The sequence below is a fragment of the Phycicoccus elongatus Lp2 genome (assembly GCF_000367525.1).
In the GTDB taxonomy this organism is placed as follows: Bacteria; Actinomycetota; Actinomycetes; order Actinomycetales; family Dermatophilaceae; genus Phycicoccus_A; species Phycicoccus_A elongatus.
On the sequence record NZ_HF570956.1, the window covers coordinates 521544 to 544313 of the forward strand.

Annotated in this window: 18 protein-coding genes and 1 riboswitch; of the genes, 14 read left to right on the top strand and 4 right to left on the bottom strand. The window is 69.7% G+C overall.

Translation table 11 applies throughout. The annotated features are described in order from the left end of the window. Nucleotides 1-4 precede the first annotated feature (4 nt). Nucleotides 5-1729, bottom strand: a complete 1725-nt coding sequence (locus BN10_RS02500; RefSeq protein WP_010849582.1) for a DNA polymerase — start codon at nucleotides 1727-1729, stop codon at nucleotides 5-7. Between the two features lie 82 nt (nucleotides 1730-1811). Here BN10_RS02500 and BN10_RS02505 point away from each other — a divergent pair, with 82 nt between their 5' ends. The 6 genes from BN10_RS02505 (at nucleotide 1812) to BN10_RS02530 (ending at nucleotide 7883) form a co-directional block, all read left to right on the top strand. After that, nucleotides 1812-2522, top strand: coding sequence for an EcsC family protein (locus BN10_RS02505; RefSeq protein ID WP_010849583.1), 711 nt, complete (start codon nucleotides 1812-1814; stop codon nucleotides 2520-2522). Nucleotides 2523-2647: 125 nt separating this feature from the next. Next, complete coding sequence (locus tag BN10_RS02510) at nucleotides 2648-3016, top strand: DUF1232 domain-containing protein (protein WP_010849584.1); 369 nt, start codon at nucleotides 2648-2650, stop codon at nucleotides 3014-3016. Between the two features lie 125 nt (nucleotides 3017-3141). After that, nucleotides 3142-4224 (top strand): DUF4192 family protein, encoded by a 1083-nt coding sequence (locus BN10_RS15485; RefSeq protein ID WP_010849585.1) that lies wholly within the window; start codon nucleotides 3142-3144, stop codon nucleotides 4222-4224. Between the two features lie 8 nt (nucleotides 4225-4232). Further along, nucleotides 4233-4346, top strand: a riboswitch (SAM riboswitch). A gap of 13 nt (nucleotides 4347-4359) precedes the next feature. Beyond that, nucleotides 4360-5487, top strand: a complete 1128-nt coding sequence (metX, locus tag BN10_RS02520) for a homoserine O-acetyltransferase MetX (protein ID WP_040750829.1) — start codon at nucleotides 4360-4362, stop codon at nucleotides 5485-5487. Between the two features lie 99 nt (nucleotides 5488-5586). Further along, the gene (locus BN10_RS02525) at nucleotides 5587-5982 is read left to right on the top strand and encodes a universal stress protein (protein WP_010849588.1); all 396 of its coding nucleotides are present in this window, start codon (nucleotides 5587-5589) and stop codon (nucleotides 5980-5982) included. A gap of 179 nt (nucleotides 5983-6161) precedes the next feature. Further along, nucleotides 6162-7883 (top strand): RNA polymerase sigma factor, encoded by a 1722-nt coding sequence (locus tag BN10_RS02530; RefSeq protein WP_051369606.1) that lies wholly within the window; start codon nucleotides 6162-6164, stop codon nucleotides 7881-7883. Nucleotides 7884-7896: 13 nt separating this feature from the next. Here the strand turns inward: BN10_RS02530 and BN10_RS02535 are convergent, their stop codons facing one another. Genes BN10_RS02535 through BN10_RS02545 form a run of 3 tightly spaced genes read right to left on the bottom strand, consistent with a single transcriptional unit; the run spans nucleotide 7897 to nucleotide 12511 of the window. Beyond that, nucleotides 7897-10176, bottom strand: a complete 2280-nt coding sequence (locus BN10_RS02535; RefSeq protein WP_010849591.1) for a transglutaminase family protein — start codon at nucleotides 10174-10176, stop codon at nucleotides 7897-7899. Then, nucleotides 10173-11420, bottom strand: coding sequence for a DUF58 domain-containing protein (locus tag BN10_RS02540; protein ID WP_010849592.1), 1248 nt, complete (start codon nucleotides 11418-11420; stop codon nucleotides 10173-10175). Before BN10_RS02540 ends, BN10_RS02535 begins: the two co-directional genes overlap by 4 nt. 2 nt (nucleotides 11421-11422) lie before the next feature. Continuing rightward, entirely contained in the window at nucleotides 11423-12511 is a 1089-nt protein-coding gene (locus BN10_RS02545; RefSeq protein ID WP_010849593.1) for an AAA family ATPase, read from the bottom strand. Nucleotides 12512-12731: 220 nt separating this feature from the next. Between BN10_RS02545 and mraZ the strand changes: the two genes are divergently transcribed. The 8 genes from mraZ (at nucleotide 12732) to murD (ending at nucleotide 22770) form a co-directional block, all read left to right on the top strand. Next, nucleotides 12732-13163 (top strand): division/cell wall cluster transcriptional repressor MraZ, encoded by a 432-nt coding sequence (mraZ, locus tag BN10_RS02550; RefSeq protein WP_010849595.1) that lies wholly within the window; start codon nucleotides 12732-12734, stop codon nucleotides 13161-13163. 161 nt (nucleotides 13164-13324) lie between these two features. Next, nucleotides 13325-14308 (top strand): 16S rRNA (cytosine(1402)-N(4))-methyltransferase RsmH, encoded by a 984-nt coding sequence (gene rsmH / locus BN10_RS02555; RefSeq protein WP_010849596.1) that lies wholly within the window; start codon nucleotides 13325-13327, stop codon nucleotides 14306-14308. Beyond that, a complete protein-coding gene (locus BN10_RS17160) occupies nucleotides 14305-15024 on the top strand; it encodes a hypothetical protein (RefSeq protein ID WP_010849597.1) in 720 nt (239 codons plus the stop codon). Before rsmH ends, BN10_RS17160 begins: the two co-directional genes overlap by 4 nt. A gap of 364 nt (nucleotides 15025-15388) precedes the next feature. Further along, a complete protein-coding gene (locus tag BN10_RS02565; RefSeq protein WP_010849598.1) occupies nucleotides 15389-17203 on the top strand; it encodes a peptidoglycan D,D-transpeptidase FtsI family protein in 1815 nt (604 codons plus the stop codon). A gap of 11 nt (nucleotides 17204-17214) precedes the next feature. Next, nucleotides 17215-18783: a UDP-N-acetylmuramoyl-L-alanyl-D-glutamate--2,6-diaminopimelate ligase gene (locus tag BN10_RS02570; protein ID WP_010849599.1), complete on the top strand. Its 1569-nt coding sequence runs from the start codon at nucleotides 17215-17217 to the stop codon at nucleotides 18781-18783. Next, complete coding sequence (locus BN10_RS02575; RefSeq protein ID WP_010849600.1) at nucleotides 18780-20189, top strand: UDP-N-acetylmuramoyl-tripeptide--D-alanyl-D-alanine ligase; 1410 nt, start codon at nucleotides 18780-18782, stop codon at nucleotides 20187-20189. Before BN10_RS02570 ends, BN10_RS02575 begins: the two co-directional genes overlap by 4 nt. A 2-nt stretch (nucleotides 20190-20191) precedes the next feature. Continuing rightward, nucleotides 20192-21274, top strand: a complete 1083-nt coding sequence (mraY, locus tag BN10_RS02580; protein ID WP_010849601.1) for a phospho-N-acetylmuramoyl-pentapeptide-transferase — start codon at nucleotides 20192-20194, stop codon at nucleotides 21272-21274. Continuing rightward, nucleotides 21271-22770, top strand: a complete 1500-nt coding sequence (murD, locus tag BN10_RS02585; RefSeq protein WP_010849602.1) for a UDP-N-acetylmuramoyl-L-alanine--D-glutamate ligase — start codon at nucleotides 21271-21273, stop codon at nucleotides 22768-22770. Before mraY ends, murD begins: the two co-directional genes overlap by 4 nt.

The window sequence follows — 22770 nt, forward strand, 5'->3', positions numbered from 1 at the left end:
CCGGTCAGCCCTTGGCGTCCGACCACCGCTCGATGACGGAGGTGTCGGCGACGAAGCGCACGGGTGCACCGCCGGACCACCGGCGAGATGCGTCGGCGAGCGCCTGATCCACGACCGCGGCCACCTCGGCTGCTCGCTCTGCGGGGGCATGGACGAGCAACTCGTCATGGAGGCAGAGCACGATCTGCGCGCCGAGGGGTGCGCCGAGAGCTCGAACCGTCGCGGCCCACGCCTTGAAGAGCTCGGCGGCTGCTCCCTGGATGATCGCGTTGCGCGCGAACCGTCCCCGTGCCGCATCGAGGGCCGGGTCGGTCCCGATCGGGACGCCGCGCAGGAAGCGGCCGGTGGGGATGAGTCGACCACCGAAGGTGCGCAGGTCACCGCCACGCACCCCCACGGCATACGCATCGTCGAGGAGGCGCATCGCGACCGGATAGGCACGCTCCAGCCCGGCGAGGGCCTCACCGGCGGCTCCGGATCGCTGGCCGTACATCGCGGCCAGCACGGCCACCTTGGCGATCGGTCGCTCGACGCCCAAGCGGGCGGCGACCGGCGCGTAGAGGTCGTCGGCTCGGGTTGCCTCGGCAAAGGTCCGGTCGCCCGACACGACGGCGAGGACTCGCGGCTCGATCTGACCGAGATCAGCGCGGACGAGAACCTGCCCCAAGTGGGCAGCCACACCCGGTCGCAGCGCCGCCGGCAGGTTGTGCAGGCCGTTGTCGGCGGTCATCCGCCCTCCGGCACCGTCACAGGCCGTCCATGATCCGCGCAGCCGGTCGTCGGCGCCGACGTGCTCGGCCAACCAACGGTGCCCATAGGTGGTGGCGATCCGCTCCCGCTTGCGCCAGTCGAGGAGGGCGCCGACGACCGGGTGCACCGCACGCTGGTCCTCGAGCACCCACTTGCGGGTGTTGGGCACCTCGACCCCGACTCCGTGGAGCAGCGCCTTGACCGCTGCGGGATTGCGCAGGTCCGTGGCCTCGCGGCCCGGCACGAGGTCGAGTACCGCCTTGTCCCGGTGGGCTCGCGCCGCCACTTCGTCGGCGACCGACTGCGGACGCGGGCCGGCCGCCTCCTCGATCAGGGCTTCGATGCGGGGCCGGTCGAGCGGCAGCCCGTCGTGGGCCAGGTCGACGCACAGGAGGGCCGCCGCGGACTCCGAGGCGATCGTGCCGATCACCCGAGGGCCGAGGGCAGCGGCCTGTTCCCGCTGACGCAGGGCGGTCACGAGCGCTGCCCGTGCCCAGGCGATGAGGCGGTCGTCGGTCTCGAGCCAGGTGCCGTGGACCGCGTCGGGTCGGAGGTGACCGTCCGCCCGGACCAGTTCACCGCGTTCGCCGGTGTCCGCAGCGAACTCGAAGAGGTCGCCGGTGGGTGGGGGCGGCACCTGATCCAGCGGTATGCCGTGCGCTCCCGCCCAGGCGGTCCCGGCGTCGGCGCGCCATCCGCCGTGGAGCACGCGGTGGGCCTCGGCGATGTCCCAGGAGCGGGCTGGGCGGATGCCGGCCGCGACGAAGGGCCGCAGGGCCGGGTCGGCGGACCAGAGGACCCAGCGTGGCCGAAGGCGTCCCTCGATCGAGCGCACCGTGTCGACGCCCTTCGACGTGTCGACGACGGTGAGGGCGGAAGGTGACCCCACGGCATACCGCTGGAAGGTGCGGTCGCCGACGAGCACGGCGACCGGGGACCCCCACGAACCGACGTCGTCTTCGGTCACAAGGGGGAGCATGCAAAGGAGGTTACGCGGGCCCACTCTGGCAGGATTGGCGGCGATCCAAGTCGCTCAGATCGGGCGACGGGAAGGACGTCACGTGTTCGGCAACGACAAGAAGGCTCGGTCCACCCAGAGCGCCCTCGAGCAGGCTCAGGCGCCGCAGGAGAGCGGCTTCGTCGGTGGCAAGGCCATGGCGATGGTCGAGAAGTTACTCGACGTCGGCATCGACGGCAGGGGTCCTTTCGACTCGGCGACCGAGGTCGCCGCGAAGGCTCTGGCCAAGGAGCCAGACCCCGAGCGCGCGGTCGACGCCATCGTCAAGAGCCACCTCAAGTTGGCGATGGCCAATGGTTTCGTCACCAGTCTCGGCGGCTTCATCACGATGCCGGTCGCGCTGCCCGCGAACGTCACTGGCTTCTACCTTCTCGCCACCCGCATGGTCGCGGCCGTCGCCAAGGCCCGGGGCTACGACCTCACCCAGCCGCACATCCGTTCGGCCGTCCTGCTCAGCCTCGTCGGCGCGGACGCCGACGACCTGCTCGCCAAGGCCGGCGTCGTCGTGCCCACCGGTCGACTGACGGCACTGGCCGCCGAGCGGCTGCCCGGCCCGGCCCTGATGGTCGTCAACAAGGCGATCGGTTTCCGGATCCTCGCCACCTCGGGCAAGTCGATCTTCAAGCGGTTCGGCCGCAACGTGCCCCTCATCGGTGGTGCCGTGGGGGCCGGGCTCGACGGTTGGGTGCTGCACAAGATCGCGGACAAGGCTCGTGAGGAGTTCGTGACCGCCGCACCCCAGATCACGGCCTGAGGTTCTCAACCCACTCTCAACGACGCGCCATGGTCCGACCGGAACCGGGATGGACCGCAAAGCGTCCGTTGTTGAGGAAGAAGACGCCGCCGATCACTGGTGGCGCGTGACCCGTGGAGGACCCCATGGCCAGCCCCCGTCTGAGCATCATTCGCAACCTGTTCGCCGCGTTCCGGCTCGCCTCGCGACCCGGCGGCCCTTCAGTGGGTGAGCGGCTCTCCTCCCTCCCGCGCCTCGTGCGCGCGGTCGCACGCGGGGAGTATGTCGGCGCCACGACCGGCAGGCTGCTGTTGATGGTCGGCGCCCTCGCGTGGTTGGTCTCACCTCTGGACCTCCTGCCGGAGGCGGTCCTGGGCGTCTTCGGGCTGGTCGACGATGCGGTGATCGCGTCCTGGCTGGTGACCACGGTGGTCAACGAGACCGAAGCCTTCATCGGCTGGGAGCGCGGGATCACCGCCACCTCGGAGACGGTGCCAGGACACGTCCTGCGCTGAACACACCTGATCGGCCTTCGCTCGGCGGGGGCGGCCATGCACAGGCCGCCCCCGCCGACGTGTGTCGTCCACAGGGTGTGGCTGTTGCAGGTGCGCCGCTCCCGGGTGGCGACAACGGTCGGGGCATGACGACGACACTGCCCCAGCGCATCCGCTCCATCGACGAACTCATCACCTGGTTGCCCTACCAACTGGGCCACCAGCCGACGCAATCACTCGTGCTCGTGGCTCTCACCCGGGGCCGCTTGCTGGGTGTCTGCCGCATCCCACTGACCAACGAGCTTGCTGGCGAGGAACTCGGCGTCGACGAGGTCCTCGACGTCGTGTCCGGCGCACTGAAAACACTGGCACGCGAGGGAAGTGACCAGGTCCACGCGGTCGCCTACGAGGAGTTTCCGGGCCAGTCCGGTCTCGCCGTCGGAGCCCTCGAGGCCGCAGCCCAGTTCATGGACGTCGAGTTGGCCGGCCTTGCCGTCGTGCACGCTGGCTGCCGCCGGCTGCCCTGGTCGTCCGATCCCGCCGATCGTCGCGGATCGCCGGTCCAACCCGTGGAGACATGTCCGGCCGCCCTCCACCTGCTCGTCGACGGCCAGGCGCCGATGCCTGATCGCGCTGCCCTGCGCACCCTGGTGCACGAGGACAGCACCCTCAGTGAGCCGGTCCGCCCCGCGCTCGCCCGTCTGGTCACGCGCAGGTCGCGCCGCCCCGCGCGCGCCGGTCGGCTCTGGCAGCGGCTCCTGGCTGATGGTGGGTCGCCGGCGCAGGTCGCGGCACTCTCCGGCGATGACCGCGCCAAGCTCCTCGCCTCGCTGGCCGACGTGCACTGGCGGGATGCCATCATCGCCTGGGTTGCGCCCGGATCGCTCCCGCTGGCGGCCCTGCCAGCCACTGCTCGAGCCGGCCTGCGCACCTGGCTGCCCGATCCGGTCTCCGACGAGACCGCGGCTCTCGGCAAGCTCATGACACTGGCACGATCGGCACCGTCGGACCAACCGGTGTGTGCCCACGTCTGCGCAGTCGTGGGCTGCATCGCCTGGCACCTGGGAAACGGCGCGACCGGCCGGGACGCGCATGAGCGTGCCCTCATCATCGATCCCGCGCACCGACTGGCCCGGCTCGGGTTGCGGGCCATCGACCTGGGCATGCGTCCCGGTGACCGTCCACACCCTGGATCAGCGGCTGACGTTCGACCACGCCCGGCCGTATAGTGGCCGCAGGTCATGAGCGCCAGCGCACAGCCCCGGCTTGCTGGCCGGCAACCCTCCTCGCGGTGGGGTGCCCCGGGTGAGGACCGGGCCGGGCGGGATCCACGCCCCGGCAAGCGCGAGCAGGGAGTCCATCACATGTCGGTCCATCACCTGCCACCGCCGGCCTCGCCATGGCCTGAGGATGAGCCAGCCGGTGAGCGTCAGTTCCTCGACATCGGCGCCATCGACCTCGAGCGTGGAGGCCACCTCCCTGACGTGACCGTCGCCTACGAGACCTGGGGGACCCTGAATGCGGCCGGCGACAATGCCGTGCTCGTCGAGCACGCGTTGACCGGGGACAGCCACGTCGTCGGCGAGGCCGGCCCGGGCCACCCGACAGCCGGCTGGTGGCAGGGGCTCATCGGAACGGGGGCCCCGCTCGACACCGATCGCCACTTCGTCGTGGCCACCAACGTCCTGGGTGGCTGTCGCGGCACCACCGGGCCATCCACGGCCGCACCCGACGGGCGCCCTTGGGGCTCCCGCTTCCCCTTCGTCACGATCCGTGACCAAGTTGCCGTCGAGAGCGTGGTGGCCGATCGCCTCGGGATCCAGCGGTGGTCAGCGGTCCTGGGCGGGTCGATGGGTGGGATGCGGGCCCTTGAATGGGCGGTGGGGCACCCCGATCGTGTGGCCCGTGCGATCGTCCTGGCCTCCACCGCGGCGGCCTCGGCCGACCAGATCGCCTGGAGCCACCCACAGTTGCTCGCCATCCGCAGTGATCCCGCCTTTGACGGTGGCGACTACTACGGCGGCCCGGGTCCGATCGGTGGGCTGGGGATTGCTCGCCGAATCGCTCACCTGACCTATCGCAGCGAGACCGAACTCGCCGACCGCTTCGGTCGGAGGGTCCAGGGCGCCGAGGACCCGCTCGGCGGCGGTGGGCGCTTCGCTGTCGAGAGTTACCTGGACCACGCTGCCGGCAAGTTGGTCGGCCGCTTTGACGCCAACAGCTACCTGGTGTTGACCGAGGCCATGAACTCCCACGATGTGGGCCGCGACCGAGGCGGGCTCGGCGCGGCGCTGGGCCGGGTCACGGGCGCCCTGGTCGTCGCCGACGTCGACTCCGACCGGTGTTATCCGCCGCGGCTGTCCGACGACATCGCCGCCCGGGTGCCGGGTGCCGATCGCGTCACGATCCGGTCCGGGCACGGCCATGACGGATTCCTGATCGAAACCGAGCAGGTCGGGGCGATCATCGAAGGCGCCTTGGCGTCGTCCTGAGGCGGGACCACGTCCGTGCGCCACAGGGGCACGCCCGTTGGGGTAGCGTCTGCGGCGGGTGCGCGCGGTGCGAACCCGTTTGGACCAGGAGGAGGATCAGTGACGATCGTCGTCGGGTATGTGTCCACCAAGGAGGGTCAGGCTGCGCTTCAGCGAGCCCTCGCCGAGGCCAAGCTTCGTCGGACGAACCTTGTCGTCATCAACTCGAACCGCGGCGGACGCGACTTCGACGGTGACGCCAGCGCACGCAGCGAGTCGGAGCTCGAGCGCATCGCCACCGATGCCGCGGCCGACGGGGTCGACATGGAGGTGAGGCAACTCGTGCGAGGGAACGAGCCCGCAGAGGACCTGATCTCCGTGGCCGACGAGACCGGTGCCGACCTCATCGTCATCGGCCTGCGCCGCCGAACCCCGGTCGGCAAGCTCATCCTCGGCTCCAACGCCCAGCGCATCCTGCTCGATGCGCCATGTGCCGTCCTGGCCGTCAAGGCCTGAATCGGTCGACGCCGTGGACCCCGCCATGCGGGGTCCACGCCGTGTGCGTTTTATAATGGTCACAGAACTGCGACCGGGGTTCGCGCGAAACTGACTCGCTCGGGCCCATCGCGGTGCCCCGTCCTTACGCCTTCGCGGTGCTTTGCGTGCCCGGAAGCGATCGCGCCCAGAGATTGTTGGTGTCATCGGTGCCGTCGAAAGAACCCGCCCTCCCCGCGGAGTTCAGCCATCCTGCGCTCCAGACCTTGGTGAAGCGGGGCAGGGTCGACGGACGGGTGTCGGGTGAAGACGTCGCCGTGGCCATCACGACGGCAGGCGTCAAGCCCGCACGGGGTCGAGTAGTCATGAATGCGTTCGCTGATCAGGGAATCGAGGTCACATTGACTGCCAGCGCAGAAAAGAAGGTTGCCGGTCGCTCCGGCACGAAGGCTGCTGTCAAGGCACCGGTGAAGAAGGCCGCCGCGTCGGCGAAGAAGGCCGCTCCGGCGAAGAAGGCTGCGCCGGCGAAGGCCGCCGCCACGGCCGCGCCCGCGAAGAAGGCTGCGCCGGCGAAGGCTGCTGCCACCCCCGCCGCTGCGAAGGCAGCAACCAAGAGCGCCCCCGCGAAGGCTGCGCCTGCCAAGAAGGCCGCCACCACCAAGGCCGCCGTGAAGGCCGCCGCAGCTCCGGTGGCCCCGGCGAAGAAGGCGGCAGCACGCAAGGCGACCGCCAAGAAGGCGGCCCCTGCCGCGGCCACTCCCGAGGTCGTCGACGAGGACCAGGAGAGCGTCGAGGACACCGACGAGGGTGAACCGGCGGAGACCGAGTTGGAGGAGGTCGAGGTCGAGGAGACCCTCGACGCCACCGACACCGCGGATGACGACGATTCCGACGAGGAGAGTGCCGCCAAGCCGGCACCCGCCGCAGCCGAAGAGGACGAATCATCGGCGGCCTTCGTCATTCGTGACGACGACGAGGACGATGCTCCCGCGCAGCAGGTGGTCACCGCTGGCGCCACTGCCGACCCGGTCAAGGACTACCTGAAGCAGATCGGCAAGGTCGCCCTGCTCAATGCGGAGCAAGAGGTCGAGCTGGCCAAGCGGATCGAGGCCGGTCTCTTCGCGGAGGAGAAGTTGAACGCCGGCGAGAAGATCGACATGACGCTCAAGCGCGAGCTGTGGTGGATCTCCCAGGACGGCAAGAAGGCCAAGAACCACCTGCTCGAGGCCAACCTTCGTCTGGTTGTTTCGCTGGCCAAGCGTTACACCGGGCGCGGCATGCTCTTCCTCGACCTGATCCAAGAAGGCAACCTGGGCTTGATCCGTGCGGTCGAGAAGTTCGACTACACCAAGGGCTACAAGTTCTCGACCTACGCCACGTGGTGGATCCGTCAGGCGATCACGCGGGCGATGGCCGATCAGGCCCGGACCATCCGAATCCCGGTCCACATGGTCGAAGTGATCAACAAACTCGCCCGCGTGCAGCGCCAGATGCTCCAGGACCTGGGTCGAGAGCCCACCCCGGAGGAACTGGCCAAGGAACTCGACATGACCCCCGAGAAGGTCGTCGAAGTCCAGAAGTACGGCCGCGAGCCCATCTCCCTCCACACCCCTCTCGGCGAGGATGGCGACAGCGAATTCGGTGACCTCATCGAGGACTCCGAAGCCGTGGTGCCCGCCGACGCCGTGAGCTTCACGCTGCTCCAGGAGCAGTTGCACTCGGTGTTGGACACCCTGTCCGAGCGCGAGGCGGGCGTCGTCTCGATGCGCTTCGGTCTCAGCGATGGCCAGCCGAAGACCTTGGACGAGATCGGCAAGGTCTACGGCGTCACCCGTGAGCGGATTCGGCAGATCGAGTCCAAGACGATGAGCAAGCTGCGTCACCCCAGCCGCAGCCAGGCCCTTCGCGACTATCTCGACTGAGCCTGAGCGGACCTCACCGACCCCGTCGGTCGACCGATTTCCACATCTCACCCCATGCCCGTCGGCCCTCCAAGGGCCACAGCCAGGCGCGAATCCGCATCGTCAATCGACGACGTGATCTCGCGGTCTTGGCGACCAACTCGGAGTCGGCGGTGACGTCGGGCAGGTCAGCGCCGGGCGCGGCATACCGGGCGCGTTCGAGGGTGGCGACCACGGTGTCGAGCGCCGCTGTCGACGCCCCGTCCAAGTAGGCCGATCGCGTCAGGGTGTCACGGGCCTGTCGCGGCGTCTCACCGGGGCCTGCCCTCACCTCTATGTCGTCGAGGCGGTCGAGGAGGGACTGCCACAGCACCTCGGTGCGTTCGGCGTCGTCCCGGGCGCGCCGGAGCGCGCGACGCCGCCGAATCGAGCCCAGGAGGGGCGTGATCAGGACGCTGATCGCGACCAGCAGGATTGTCGTCGAGGGGATCCAGGTCGCGCGCAGCCATCCACCGACATCGGCGATCACCCCTGCCAGCCCCGGCTCTTCGGAGGTGGTGGGCGCGGGCGCGGCGCTGTCGCTTGCTTCGGCCGTCGCGCTCGTTGACGGCGCACTCGTCGTGGCCGAAGGTCCCGTGGTCGGCGCGGCGTCGATCGTCCAGCCGGGTGCCTGACCCGTGTGTGTGCCCGGAGTGGGTTCGAAGCGCACCCATCCGATCGACGGGAAGTAGAGCTCTGGCCAGGCGTGCGCGTCGGCCGACCGCACCGTCCACTCCCGGCCGTTGAGCGTGCCGGGCAGGAAGCCGATCGCGACGCGAGCCGGAATCCCTCGGTGCCGGGCCATCATGACCATCGCCGTGGCGAACTGCACGCAGTAGCCACGTCGAGTCGCGAGGAACTGGCTGAGCGGGTCGAGCGGCACCGCTCGACCCGTGTCGTCGAAGGCCACGGGTGTGGCGAGGTCGAGCGAATAGGTGAACCGTGCGCTGCGCAGCCATGCCTGGATCCGCCAGGCCTGTTCGGCGGCGTCGAGGTCGGCCGGCGCCACCTGGTCGAGGATCGCGGACACGTAGTCGGCCGACATGGCGTCGATGGCCAGATCGTCGGCTCGGTCCGAGCCACGCGGATCGGCGGCCCGAAGTTGCGCCTGGGAGGGTTCGACCAGCTCGTAGTTGACGGCATACGAGTCCATCTCCCCGACCCGTTTGACCATCCCGTTGGCGTCGACCCGCAGCCGATCGGCGGCGACGTCGATGGTCAGTGGGGTGCCGGGCAGGGGCAATTGCGGAGCAGCCATGCGGTTGTCGGTGACGCGCGTGGTCGGGGTCCGGCGCGCGATGGCCTCGCTGGCGTCGGTCGCGGGCAACTCACCCCCGGTGTCGAAGAGTTGGCCGCTGGTCGGCCGCCAGACTCCGTCGGAGTACTGGTTGAGCACGTCGACGCGCATCGGTGGAGGGTTGGGGTCGTCGGTCTCGTAACGAAGGACCGGCTGGGTCGAACGGTCACCGAGATGCTGGGCCACCGCCAAGGTGTCCTGCAGTGACGATCCCACCCCATTGCCTCCGCGATCCCCGCGAGCCAACCCGTCGGCGATGAAGCGAGGTGGGAGGTGGGGGAGCACCCCCGGCAGGACGACCGCAGCCGCAATGGCGATGAGCGCGACACCACGGGCCCAAGTGAGGATGCCGGGGGCTGGGTTGCGGACCTGGCCACCGCGAGGACGGGCGATCACTGCCCCCCAGCGCACGAGCCGGGAGGTCCCCTCATGGGCGAGAAGGGCGACCCACGCCGCGGCCGGGATGAGGAAGTAGGTGAAGGCCAGACCCTCGGTGCTGTTGGACGCCGCCGCCACGTATGCCGTGAGCAACGGAATCCCGGCGGCGCCCGGCATCCGTTTGGTCACCGCGAGGGCGTCGACGCTCACGGCCAGCAGGACGAAGACGACAGCCAGCACGAGGATCACCGGGGCGGTGGCGGCGACCGGCGCGGCCTGCTCGGTCACCGAGCGCACAAAGGCAGGGACGGCCGCGGTCACAGTGGTCACCGTGTCGACGGTGGGCAGGGCGTACCAGAGGGTCGATCGGAGCAGCAGGAGCAAGATGGCAACCAGCCCGATGACGAGCTGCCCGGCGACGACGATCGCGGCCGAGCGACTGACCCGACGCATGCCCACGCCGGCCACGCCGACGATGAGGACGAGCAGGACGGTGACGCGCAGCCACGAATTCGGTTGGAAGAGAGGGAGGAAGGGCAGCGCAACACCGATGGTGGCACCCGCCGCGAGCGCGGCCGGTACCACGCGGAGCCGAGTCATCGCTGCACCCCCACCAAGGACGCGCCGGTCAACTCGGACCAGACGCGTGCCGGAGGCTCGAATCCGGATACTTCCGCGGTGAGCCACCCCGCCGAGCCCAAGGTGGCGATCGTCCGTCCGGCGAGCCGGGCGGACGATTCCTCGCCGCGTCGGGGTGCATGCACCATTCCGATGGCGGTCGAGCCGTGCTGGCGAAGGGACGACAGGGCTCGAGTCGCCCCGTCGTCCAGGCCAGTTGTCAGCGCCACGAGGAGCCCTCCGGACCCGGTGAACCCGTGTGCGGCATGAAGCACTGCGCGGAAACCGTCATCGGGACCGGTGCGGATCCTGGCCAGGGTCTCGAGCATGGCGTCCACGCTCTCGTCGTTGCGAACTCCGGCGTCGTTGGTGAGGTCGGGGGTGAGCAGGTGGACGGCATACCCGAGGTCTGCGGTATGGGCCATGACAGAGGCGGCCATCGTGACGAACCACTCGAAGCTGCTCGTGGCGCCGTGCCCGGAGTGGCCGCTCTCACGGGCGTCGAGGAGGATCACGGCCCGACGACGGGCTGGTCGATCCTCCTGGCGGACCATGAGCTCACCCATCCGCGCCGTGGCCGGCCAGTGGATGCGGCGCAGGTCGTCGCCTTCGCGGTAGCCGCGGATCGATTGGTCGTCCTCACCGTGAAGGGCCACCTGATGCGGGATCGAGCCTTCCGTGCCGACGCCGCGTCCCAGTGCGCGCCCGGTGGTGAGGGGATGGATGCGTGGGGTGACGAGGATGGATCCGGTGCCCTCGACAATCGAGGCTGCGGACGTGATCCCGAAGGGGTCGCGGGTCCAGACCCGGAGGGGGCCGAGGGGGTGGGCACCGCGGACGTGCGGGCGTACGGAGTACTCGACCTCGCTGAACTGACCGAGTCCGATGGGCGGAATGGTGAAGCGGGGGCGGTCGCCGAGTGAGGGATCGAGGATCTCCTCACCGACGGCCAAGGCAGTCCGGCGCTGGCCGACGTTGTGCAACGACAGCGAGATCCGGGCCGTTTCGTCGACTCCCATCCGCGCCGGCGTGGCCACTCTGGCCACCTCGAGAACCGGTGCGCCCGTCCGGGCCAGGGTGCGACAGACGAGCAGGAGCGCCAGCACCAGGATGCCGATCCGAGTCAAGTCCCGTTGACCGAGAGCCATGCCGGCGACGAGCAGCACCACCCCCGAGGCCAGGAAGGCGGACCCCCGCTGGGTGAGCAGGCCCGATCGACGGGCCACTGTCAGCGGGGTTGCGCGGGGACGCGCGTGCGGTCGAGGAGATCGGACAGAACGTCAGCCGCCGAGCGGCGAGAGAGTTGCGACTCCCCAGAGAGGATCACCCGGTGGGCCAGGACGGGGATCGCGATGGCCTTGATGTCGTCCGGCAGGACGTGGTCGCGGCCCCTCAGAGCGGCATGTGCGCGCCCCGCCCGCAGGAGGTGGAGCGTGGCTCGCGGCGAGATCCCCAGACGGAGGGCGGAGGTCGACCGAGTCGCTGCGGCGAGGTCGACGATGTACTGGCGCACCGCCGGCGACGCGTGCACGCGGCGGACCGCGTGGACCATCGCCTCGACCCCGGCGGCATCCACGACCGGTTTGAGGTCGGCGAGCGGGTCACCGGCTCCGTGGCTGTCCAGGAGTGCGAGTTCGGCGCGTGCGTTGGGATAGCCCATTGAGATGCGCGCCATGAAACGGTCGCGTTGCGCCTCGGGCAGGGGATAGGTCCCCTCCATCTCGATCGGGTTCTGGGTGGCCATCACCATGAATGGGCGTGGGAGCGCATAGGTGGTCCCGTCGACGGTCACCTGCGCCTCCTCCATCGACTCCAGCAGCGCGGACTGGGTCTTGGGGGAGGCGCGATTGATCTCGTCGCCGACGACGACATTGGCGAAGATTGCGCCCGGCCGGAACTCGAAACTGCGCAGGTCCTGGTTCCAGACGCTCACTCCGGTGATGTCGCTTGGGAGCAGGTCGGGGGTGAACTGAACCCGCCGGACGGTGGCATCGACAGAACGGGCCAAGGTCTTGGCGAGCATCGTCTTGCCGACACCGGGCACGTCCTCGACCAAGAGGTGGCCCTCGGCGAGCAACGCGACCAGCGCCGTCCTGATGACGTCGTCCTTGCCCTCGATGACCGTGGCCATGGCCCGGGCCAGGTCCGTGGTGACCTGCAGCACGCGATCCAAGGCCACCCCGAGCGCGTCAGGGGTGGCGGCTTCGCCGTCGGGGGGTGCCGACCTGCTCGTCGCGGCCTCGGTCTGCCAGTCACCCACGCGCTCACCCTCCCCGGTGGCCATGACGGCCCTGTCGGGGCGTCTCGTCTCAGACATCGATCTTGCCTCACGGCTGGCCGGAAAGGGAGGGAGGAGGCGAAGCCATTCGACGCGAATTTTGCCCCACTTTCCACCACCGCCTCTGACCTGCAGAAATACTAAATCAAGGCGAAGAATACTGGTCTCAACCAGCGCAAATAGGTAACAGGTGGAGTAAAGTGGGGGAAACGGGCGGCGAGAGGTCGTGAAGGGTCGATGTCAGGGGAGGTGAGGGTCGGTGTTCCTCGGGACGCACACGCCGCGGTTGGACGACAAAGGACGGCTCTTCCTCCCCGCCAAGTTCCGCGACCAGTTGGAGCGCGGCCTGGTCGTCACCCGAGGCCAGGAGCGCTGCCTGTTCGTCTTCCCGATCGCCGAGTTCGAGCAGGTCACGACGGCCATGCGCGAGGCCCCCACCACCAATCGCAATGTCCGCGACTTCATGCGGGTCTTTCTCTCCGGCGCCTCGGACGAGGTCCCCGACAAGCAGGGGCGGGTGACGATTCCCGCTCACTTGCGGCAGTACGCCGGACTCACCAAGGACTGCACGGTCATCGGGCAGGGCAGCCGTATCGAGGTCTGGGACACCGACGCCTGGACGACCTGGCTCGCCGAGCACGAGCAGGCCTACTCCGACACCTCCGAGGAGGTCGTGCCAGGACTGATCTGACGCCGCCCGCCCAGCCTGCCCGCCCGACCCCCACGACCCCGTTCCTCGGCCTCCAGCCGGACGATCCCGACGCGACTTCCCCCGCGCCGGGCCCGACCGGATGGGGACCCGGGCACGGGGACGCACCGCCACCCAGACCCAGCCCGTCGAAGGAACACGCGATGAACGCCACCCGCGGACCGGCCGCCCAGCGCCACGTTCCGGTTCTGCGCGATCGCATCGTGGAGTTGCTCGCTCCGGCCGCGGCGCGTCCGGGGGCTGTCCTCGTCGATGCGACGCTCGGCATGGGCGGCCACAGCGAGGCCCTGCTCACGGCCTGCCCGAACGCGCGGGTGGTCGGCATCGACCGGGACACCGAGGCGTTGGCCCTCGCCGGTGAGCGTCTGGCCGCATTCGGTGACCGCTTCACCACCGTCCACGCCGTCTATGACGACATTGCCCACCTGCTCGTCGACCTCGATGTCCCGCAGGTCGACGGCATCCTCTTCGACCTGGGGGTCTCGAGTCTGCAACTCGACGAGGCCGACCGCGGCTTCGCCTACGCCCAGGACGCCCCCCTCGACATGCGCATGGACCAGCAGTCGGGGCTCACCGCGGCGGAGGTCGTCAACACGTATGCCGCGGCCGACCTCGCGCGCATCCTGCGCGACTACGGCGAGGAGCGGTTCGCCGGACGCATCGCCTCGGCCATCGTCCGGGAGCGGGAGAAGGAGCCGTTCACCACGTCTGGGCGTCTGGTCGACCTGCTTCGGGATGCCGTTCCGGCAGCCTCGCAACGCACCGGTGGCCACCCCGCCAAGCGGACCTTCCAAGCGCTGCGCATCGAGGTCAACGGCGAACTCGCGGTCTGGGAGCGCGCCCTTCCTGCCGCGATCGAGGCCCTCGGGGTCGGCGGCCGCATCGCGGTCCTGTCCTACCACTCGCTCGAGGACCGCATCACCAAGCGAGCGCTCGTGGCGGGGGCCACCTCTCGCACCCCCAAGGGGATGCCGGTCGAGTTGCCCGAGCACGCGGCATACCTGCGGCTACTGACCCGAGGCGCCGAGGAGGCCGACGCCACCGAAGTCGCCGAGAACCCCCGATCTGCCTCGGTCCGGCTGCGGGCCGCCGAACGAATCACCACGACGAAGGGATCGACGCGATGAGCCAAATGGCGACGGCACGCGCTCTGCCGCGCTCGGGGGCCACCAAGGCGCCACGGCCGCTGAGGCTCATCGCGCCGGCGCCTCCGGGCCACGCCGGGCTGGTCGCGACCTGCCTGGTGCTGCTCACCGCGGGGTTCGTGGCGGTGTTGCTCCTCAACACGTCCATGGCCACCGGGGCGTTCACCGTCAGCCGGCTGCAGGACCGGGCCGACGAGCTCTCGGACACCCGCACGGCCCTGCAGCACGCGGTCGATGCCCAGAGCGCTCCTGCCGAACTGGCCAAGCGGGCGCTCGACCTCGGGATGGTCCCGTCGACGAGTGCGGCCTTCCTGCGGATCAGCGATGGCCAGGTCCTCGGCGTGGCGGAACCCGCCGCAGCGGACACCGGTTTTACGGTGGTGGCTCAGGCCGGATCGGCCCGAGCAGCAGCACCCGCATCACCGGCAACACCCGCAGCACCGGCGGAGCAGGCGACCGCCGCGGCCCCGGCCGCACCGCCCGTCCCGGAGTCGGGGACGACCGTGACCACCGAGGGCACGGTGACCCGGACCACCGTGACGATGGTGCGTGGCGATGTCGTGGAGAGCACGGTCACCAGCGTCGACAGTGCGACGGGAGCCACGACCAGCACCACCTCCCGCACGCCCATCCCCGCGACACCGACCGCACCCGAATCGACACCCGCGCAGCCTGCGCCACCCGCCCCGACCAACTGATCGACCTCGACGGAGCCAGACCGTGACCCCACCCAGGACGCCCCCGGGCGCTGGCCGTGGTGGTTCGGCGACCCCACGCAGTCGACAAGGTGGGCGACCCGCCAGGTCCACGGGCGGCAGCACTGAGAGTCGCGCCGCTCGCCCGGTGTCGCGCTCACGGACTCCCGAGAGCCCGCGACCGGCCGCGCCTGGGCGGGCAGCGACGCCGAGGAGGCCCGTGGCCGCCAAGACCACCGCCAAGGGTCGTCCGTCTCCTCGTGCTCACGCGACCGGTGGGGGCGGTCCGCGCCGACCGAAGGGGCCCACCTCGAGGTGGTCGCAGCGGCCCGGGCGACCTCAGCGCCTGGTGCCCCCACACCGTCGGATGCGGACGCTGCTCATCGCTGTGGCCTTCGTGTTGTCGATCTTCGCCGCTCAACTGGTCCGGATCCAGGGTTTTGACGCCTCGGCGGTGGCCGCCGAGGCCCGCAAGCAGCGCACGGCCACCGTCGCCATCCCCGCCCTTCGGGGTCAGATCCTGTCCTCCGACGGGGTCGTTCTGGCGGCCAGTCAGGAGCGGATCACCGTGGTGGCCGACCTGACTGCCATCTGCACCTATCAGACCAAGAAGAACAAATGCGACGACGCCAGTTCGGGGGAGGCGGTGGGCAAGGCAGCGGCTGCCCTGGCCCCGCTCCTGGGCCAGGACGAGGCCAAGCTTCGCGAGAACCTCACCGGCACGGCCCGCTATCGGATCCTCGAGCGGCAGGCAACGCCCCTCACCTGGCGCAAGATCGCCGACCTGCGCATCCCCGGGATCTACAAGGACCAGACACCTGGCGCTGACGTGTCCGTGCCCCAGCGGACCTATCCGACCGGACCGGCAGCCGCCTCGCTCGTCGGGTTCGTCACCAACGACGGCAAGGCGGGGGGTGGTGTCGAGCAGTTGATGGACGCCACGCTGCAGGGCACCGTCGGCCAGGTCGAGTACGAAACCTCGGCCACCGGCGAAGTCATCCCGGCGGCCGGCCAGACCCGCAAGGAGGCCGTCAACGGCACCGATGTGCGACTGACGATCAACTCCGGGCTGCAGTGGTATGCCCAGAACGCTCTCGCCCAGAAGATGGAGCAGACCAACGCCCTGTCCGGCACGGTCGTCGCGATGAACGCCAAGACCGGTGACCTGCTGGCTGTCGCGTCCTACCCGACTTACGACCCCAATGACATCGGCCGCGCCAACGGCAGCCTGACGAATAAGGCCTTTGGCGAGGTCTTCGAGCCCGGCTCGACGGCCAAGCTCATGACGATTGCCGCGGCCATGCAGGACGGCACTGTCACTCCCGACACCCCGGTCATCGTCCCCCCGACCCTCCCTCGCTACGACCAGGTCTTCAACGACTCTCACGCGCACCCGACCGAGTATCGAACTGTTACAGGCGTTCTCGCCGAGTCCAGCAACATCGGAACGGTTCTGGTCAGTGAGACCCTGACCCCGAAGCGCCTCGAGGAGTACTTCCGGAAGTTCGGACTGGGCACCAAGTCCGGCACCGGCTTCCCGGGGGAGTCCGCCGGTCTGCTGACCAAGTCAGAGGACTGGAGTGGCACTCAACGGGCTACGGTGGCCTTCGGTCAGGGACTTTCCGTCACGGCCATCCAGGCCGCTGGTGTCTTCCAGACGATCGCCAACAACGGGGTTCGCGTCGAGCCACGGCTCATCGAGTCGACCACGGACAAGGACGGCACCGTCAAGCAGACACCGGCGTCGAAGGGCAGCCGGGTCGTCGACGAGAAGGTCGCCAAGCAGGTCAGCGAGATGCTCGAAGGAGTCGTCAGCCCCAACGGCACCGCCCCCCAGGCACAGATCGCGGGCTACCGGGTCGCCGGCAAGACCGGCACGGCTGACCGCTACGACCCCACGGTCGGCGGCTACAGCGGCAAGACCGCGAGTTTCATCGGCTACGCCCCCGCGGATGACCCCCAGATCGTCGTCGCGGTGATCCTTCAGCGGCCCACCAACGGCTACTTCGGCGGGTCGACGGCGGGCCCGGTGTTCCATGACGTGATGACGTATGCGCTCCAGGAACTCAAGATCCCACCGACCGGCACGGCCGCGCCACAACTGGTCCTGGACGTCGAGCCCTCAGCGGCCGAGGCCGACCCGACCACGCTGCGTAACAAGCCCAAGGGTTCGGGCGGGTAGGGTCCGAGACCGTGACCGCCTTGCGACCCACCCCTGCCGGGTCGACCTCGATCGCTGTGCTCGCGAACGCCCTCAGTGTCGACCCACCGGCCGGCCCCGACACTGTCGTGTCCGGGGTGACGCTCGACTCGCGTTCGGTGCAGTCCGGTGACCTGTATGCCGCGCTGCCGGGCGCCACGACACACGGCGCCCGCTTTGCGTCGGGGGCCCGGGATGCCGGTGCGACAGCGATTCTGACCGACCCGGTCGGCGCGCAGCTCGTGGCCGAGCAGGGGGTGGTCCTGCCCGTGTTGGTCCACCCGGAGCCGCGCGCGGTGCTCGGACACCTCAGTGCCCTTGTCTACGGCACCGACCGCCTCAAGATGCCGCTGATCGGGATCACGGGGACGAACGGCAAGACGACCACGGCATACCTCATCCACTCGGCTCTGGTGGCCCTGGGTCGGCAGGTCGGCCTCATCGGCACGGTCGAGACCCGTATCGGGGATGAGCGGGTGCGCAGCGTGCGCACCACCCCCGAGGCTCCCGACCTGCACGCGCTGCTCGCCACGATGGCGCAACGTGGGATGGACGCCTGCGTGATGGAGGTGTCGTCCCACGCCCTGTCCCAGCACCGGGTGGACGGAGTGATCTACGACCTGGCGCTCTTCACCAACCTCTCCCAGGATCACCTCGACTTCCACCACGACATGGAGGACTACTTCGCGGCGAAGGCCTCGCTCTTCACGCCTGCACGATCGCAGTCCGGCTTGGTCTGCGTCGACGACGACTGGGGCCTGCGACTGGCCGGGCAGAGCGAGATCCCGATCGACACCCTGACCACGCAACCCGGGGGACTGGCCGACTGGACCGTGACCGTCGACCCCCACGACCCCCACCGATTCGTGCTGCGCGGGCGCGGTGACGAACTGCACTTGGTGTCCGCGCTGCCGGGCGCCTTCAACGTCACGAACACCGCCATGGCCGCCGCCGCTCTCCTCCTCCTGGGAGTGGACGGCGCGGCGGCTCAACGCGCAGTCCTGGCGGACCCGCACGTGCCGGGACGCATGGAGCGGGTGGTGGTGGACGACGGTCGGGACGACCTGCCGGCGGTTGTCGTGGACTACGCGCACACACCGGACGCGATCCGGGCCGCCCTGGAGGCCCTTCGACCGGTGACCGCGGGAACCCTGGTGTGCGTGACCGGCGCCGGTGGTGACCGGGACCGCGACAAGCGCGCAGCGATGGGACGGGCAGCTGCCCTCGCCGACGTCGTCATAGTCACCGACGACAACCCGCGCTCGGAGGACCCGGGCTCGATCAGGGAGGCCGTCCTGCGCGGTGCGCGCGCCGAGACCGGCGGCGGGACTGTTCTCGAGGTGGGTGATCGACGGGAAGCGATTGCCCGGGCCGTGGCCATCGCGGCCGGCGTCGAGCCAGGGGGCGATGCGCCCGGGGCCACGGCGCTGGTCGCGATCATGGGCAAGGGCCACGAAACCGGCCAGGAGATCGGCGGTGAGGTCCACCCCTTCGACGACCGGGCCGAAGCCCTCAGTGCGCTCGAGGCCGCCGCCACGCAACTGGGGGAGGCTTCGGCGTGATCCCCGTGACCTTGGCCCAGATCGCTGCGCTGACCGGTGGAGTGGTCGTCGGGACCGATGACCCCGACGCGGTCCTGGTCACCGGTGACGTCGTCACCGATTCCAGGGCGGCCCAGGCGGGCTCGCTGTATGTCGCCCGCATCGGCGAGCATGCTGACGGTCATGCCTTCATCCCGTCGGCGCTCGCCAACGGGGCCGTCGCTGCGCTCGTGTCTCGCGTCGCTCCGGATGAGGTGCCGCAGGTCGTCGTCGACGACGTGCAGGCGGCCTTCGCGAGCCTCGCCCGCTGGGTCATCGACACGCATCCGGACCTGCTCGTCGTCGGGATCACCGGCTCGAGTGGAAAGACGAGCACCAAGGACCTCCTCGGCGAGGTCCTGCGCCTCACCGGTCCGACGATTGCCCCCGAAGGATCGTTCAACTCCGAGGTGGGCGTGCCCCTGACGGTATGCCGCGTGCGCCCGGAGACCCGCAACCTCGTCGTGGAGATGGGGGCCAGAGGGTTGGGGCACATCCGCTATCTCACCCAGATCGCGCCCCCCCGAATCGGGGTCGTGCTCAACGTCGGCACCGCCCACATGGGTGAGTTCGGCTCGCGGGAGGCCATCGCCGTCGCCAAGGCCGAGCTCGTCGAGGCGCTGCCTGCTCACGGGGTCGCCGTCCTCAACGGCGACGACCCCGCCGTTCGGGCGATGGCCGCCCGGACGCGCGCACAGGTCGTGCTCGTCGGTGAGGCTGCGGACTGCGTCGTTCGGGCCGAGCACGTCGACCTCGACGACAGAGGCAGGCCCCGCTTCGACCTGGTCACCCCCGAGGGCCAGGTGCCTGTGGCCCTGGACTTGGTCGGACGGCACCACGTCGGCAACGCGCTCGCCGTGGCCGCGGTCGCCCGCGAGGTCGGCATGTCGCTCGCCGACATCGCGGACACGCTGGCCGCTGCCCGCCCCATCAGCCGGTGGCGGATGGAGGTGACCGTCCGGTCTGACGGCGTGACGGTCGTCAACGACGCCTACAACGCGAACCCGGATTCCATGCGCGCGGCCCTCGAGGCACTGGCCGCGATGGCGTCCGGGCGACGCACGTGGGCGGTGCTCGGCTCGATGCTCGAGCTCGGTGAGGAGTCGGAGGCCGAGCACGAGGCCATCGGTGCCCATGCCGCGCACACCGGGGTGGACGAACTGCTCGTCGTCGGCGACGGCGCGCGCGCCATGGTGGGAGGTGCCACCGGATCCGCGACCGTGGTCCGTTGGGTCGCCGACGCAGCCCGGGCCGGAGCACTGCTGGAGGCAGAACTTCGATCCGGTGACGTCGTGTTGTTCAAGTCGAGCCGGGACGCAGGACTACGGTGGCTCGGTGAAGAGGTCGCAGCCGCGACCACAGACCCCGACCCGGAAGGAGGGCGCTGAGAGTGCTCACCGTCCTCGTGGCCGCGGTCGTCTCGCTCATCATCTCCCTCTTCGGGACCCCGGCCTTCATCAAGGTGTTGGTCAAGCGAGGTTTCGGCCAGTTCATCCGGGACGACGGCCCCACCTCGCACCACACCAAGCGCGGCACGCCCACGATGGGTGGCGCCGTCATCGTCCTGTCGACCCTGCTGGCCTATGGCGCCGCGCACCTGGCCTTCTGGACCCAACCCACCTGGTCCGGGATCCTCGTGCTGTTCCTCATGACCGGGCTGGGCCTGGTCGGGTTCCTCGATGACTACATCAAGATCTCCAAGCAGCGCAGCCTGGGCCTGCGCTCGAAGCAGAAACTCGCCGGCCAGACCCTCGTTGCCGTGCTCTTCGCGGTCCTCGTGCTGCAGTTCCCCAATGGCTCCAACCGGACCCCGGCCTCGACCAAGGTCTCCTTCGTCCGCGACACCAACCTGGACCTCGCCTTCGCGGGGACGGTCGGCGGGCTCATCCTCTTCATCATCTGGGCGAACCTCATCGTCGCGGCCACCTCGAATGCCGTGAACCTCACCGACGGACTCGACGGCCTGGCGACGGGCGCGTCGGTGATGGTCTTCGCGGCATACATCCTCATCGGTGTCTGGGAGTTCAACCAGAACTGCCAGTTCAACCCCGGGCTCAAGTGCTACGAGGTCCGTGACCCGCACGATCTGGCCACCGTGGCAGCGGCCGCCATGGGTGCCTGCTTCGGCTTCCTGTGGTGGAACACCTCGCCCGCGAAGATCTTCATGGGGGACACCGGATCGCTTGCGCTGGGCGGCCTCATGGCCGGCCTGGCGATCACGTCGCGGACCCAACTTCTCGTCATCATCCTCGGCGGGCTCTTCGTCATCATCACGCTGTCCGTGATCATCCAGGTCGCGTCCTTCAAGGCCACGGGCAAACGGGTCTTCCGCATGGCGCCACTGCAACATCACTTCGAGTTGCTCGGGTGGCAAGAGGTGACGATCGTCGTGCGGTTCTGGATCATTGCCGGACTGTGCGTGGCTCTCGGTCTGGGCCTGTTCTATGCGGAGTGGGTGGTGGGCGGCTCATGACCGTCCCGCCGAGCGCCGTCGGGCGCACGGCCACGCTGACCCATCGCGACGCCGACTGGCGCGGCCTTCGGGTGCTCGTGGCGGGTCTTGGGATCAGTGGCTTCGCGGCCGCCGATGCCCTCCTGGAGCGTGGCGCGCACGTGGTCGTCGTGGATGCAGGAGCCCCGAGCGAGAACATCGCTCTGGGTGAGCGCGCCCGAATCCTCGACATCCTCGGGGCCGACCTGCGTTTCGGCCCCGAGCAGGTCGCCTCCCTGCCCACCGACGACCTCGACCTGGTCGTCACCTCACCGGGCTGGGCGCCCCACCAGCCGCTACTTGCCGCCGCGGCTGCCGCCGGCCTGCCCATCTGGGGCGAGGTGGAGCTCGCCTGGCGGCTGCGCCCGGCCGAGGGCGCGGCACCGTGGCTGGTCATCACCGGGACCAACGGCAAGACCACGACGACCCAGATGCTCACCTCGATGCTGCGAGCCGCTGGCCTGCGCGCGATGAGTGTCGGCAATGTGGGCACGCCGATCCTCGAGGCGATCATGGATCCCACGCCGTATGACGTTCTCTCGGTGGAACTCTCCAGCTTTCAATTGCACTGGTCGGAGTCGATCGCCGCCCGCGCGTCTGTGTGCCTCAACATCGCGCCGGACCATGTCGACTGGCACGGGTCCCTGGAGGCCTACATCCAGGCCAAGGGCAAGGTCTACGAGCGCACTGAGGTCGCGTGCATCTACAACGACCAGGACCCGACGACTCGGCGTCTCGTCGAGGAGGCGGAGGTCCAGGAGGGGTGTCGCGCCATCGGTTTCACCCTCGGGGTCCCGGACCTGTCGATGCTCGGCGTCGTCGATGATGTCCTCGCCGATCGTGCGTTCGTCGAGGAACGCCGCACCTCGGCCGCGGAACTGGCCACCCTGGACGACGTCCGTGGCGAAGCACCCACCTTGGCGCCGCATCAGGTGGCCAACGCCTTGGCCGCGGCCGCTCTCGCGCGCGCCCACGGCATACCGCCGATCGCGGTACGTGACGGACTGCGGGCCTTCAGGCCCGAGCCGCACCGGATCGCCGAGGCCGGCATCGTCGGCGGTGTTCGCTACATTGATGACTCCAAGGCCACGAACCCGCATGCCGCCTCGGCGAGCCTGGCCGCCTTCGCGTCGATCGTCTGGGTCGCCGGTGGCCTGCTCAAGGGAGCCGAGGTCGACGAGCTCGTGCGCGAGCACGCAGATCGCTTGCGCGGGGTCGTGCTGATCGGCCAGGACCGCGCCAAGATCGCCGACGCGCTGGCCCGACACGCGCCCGATGTCCCGGTCGTCGACCTTGCCGCCACGGACACTGGAGCCATGGATCTCGTCGTTGCCCGGGCCGCAGACCTCGCCCACGAGGGCGATGTCGTGTTGCTCGCGCCGGCCGCCGCATCCATGGACATGTTCGACAACTACGGTGCCCGTGGTGATGCCTTCGTGGCGGCCGTGCGCAGGCTGGCCCGCGCGGCGGGGGAGTAG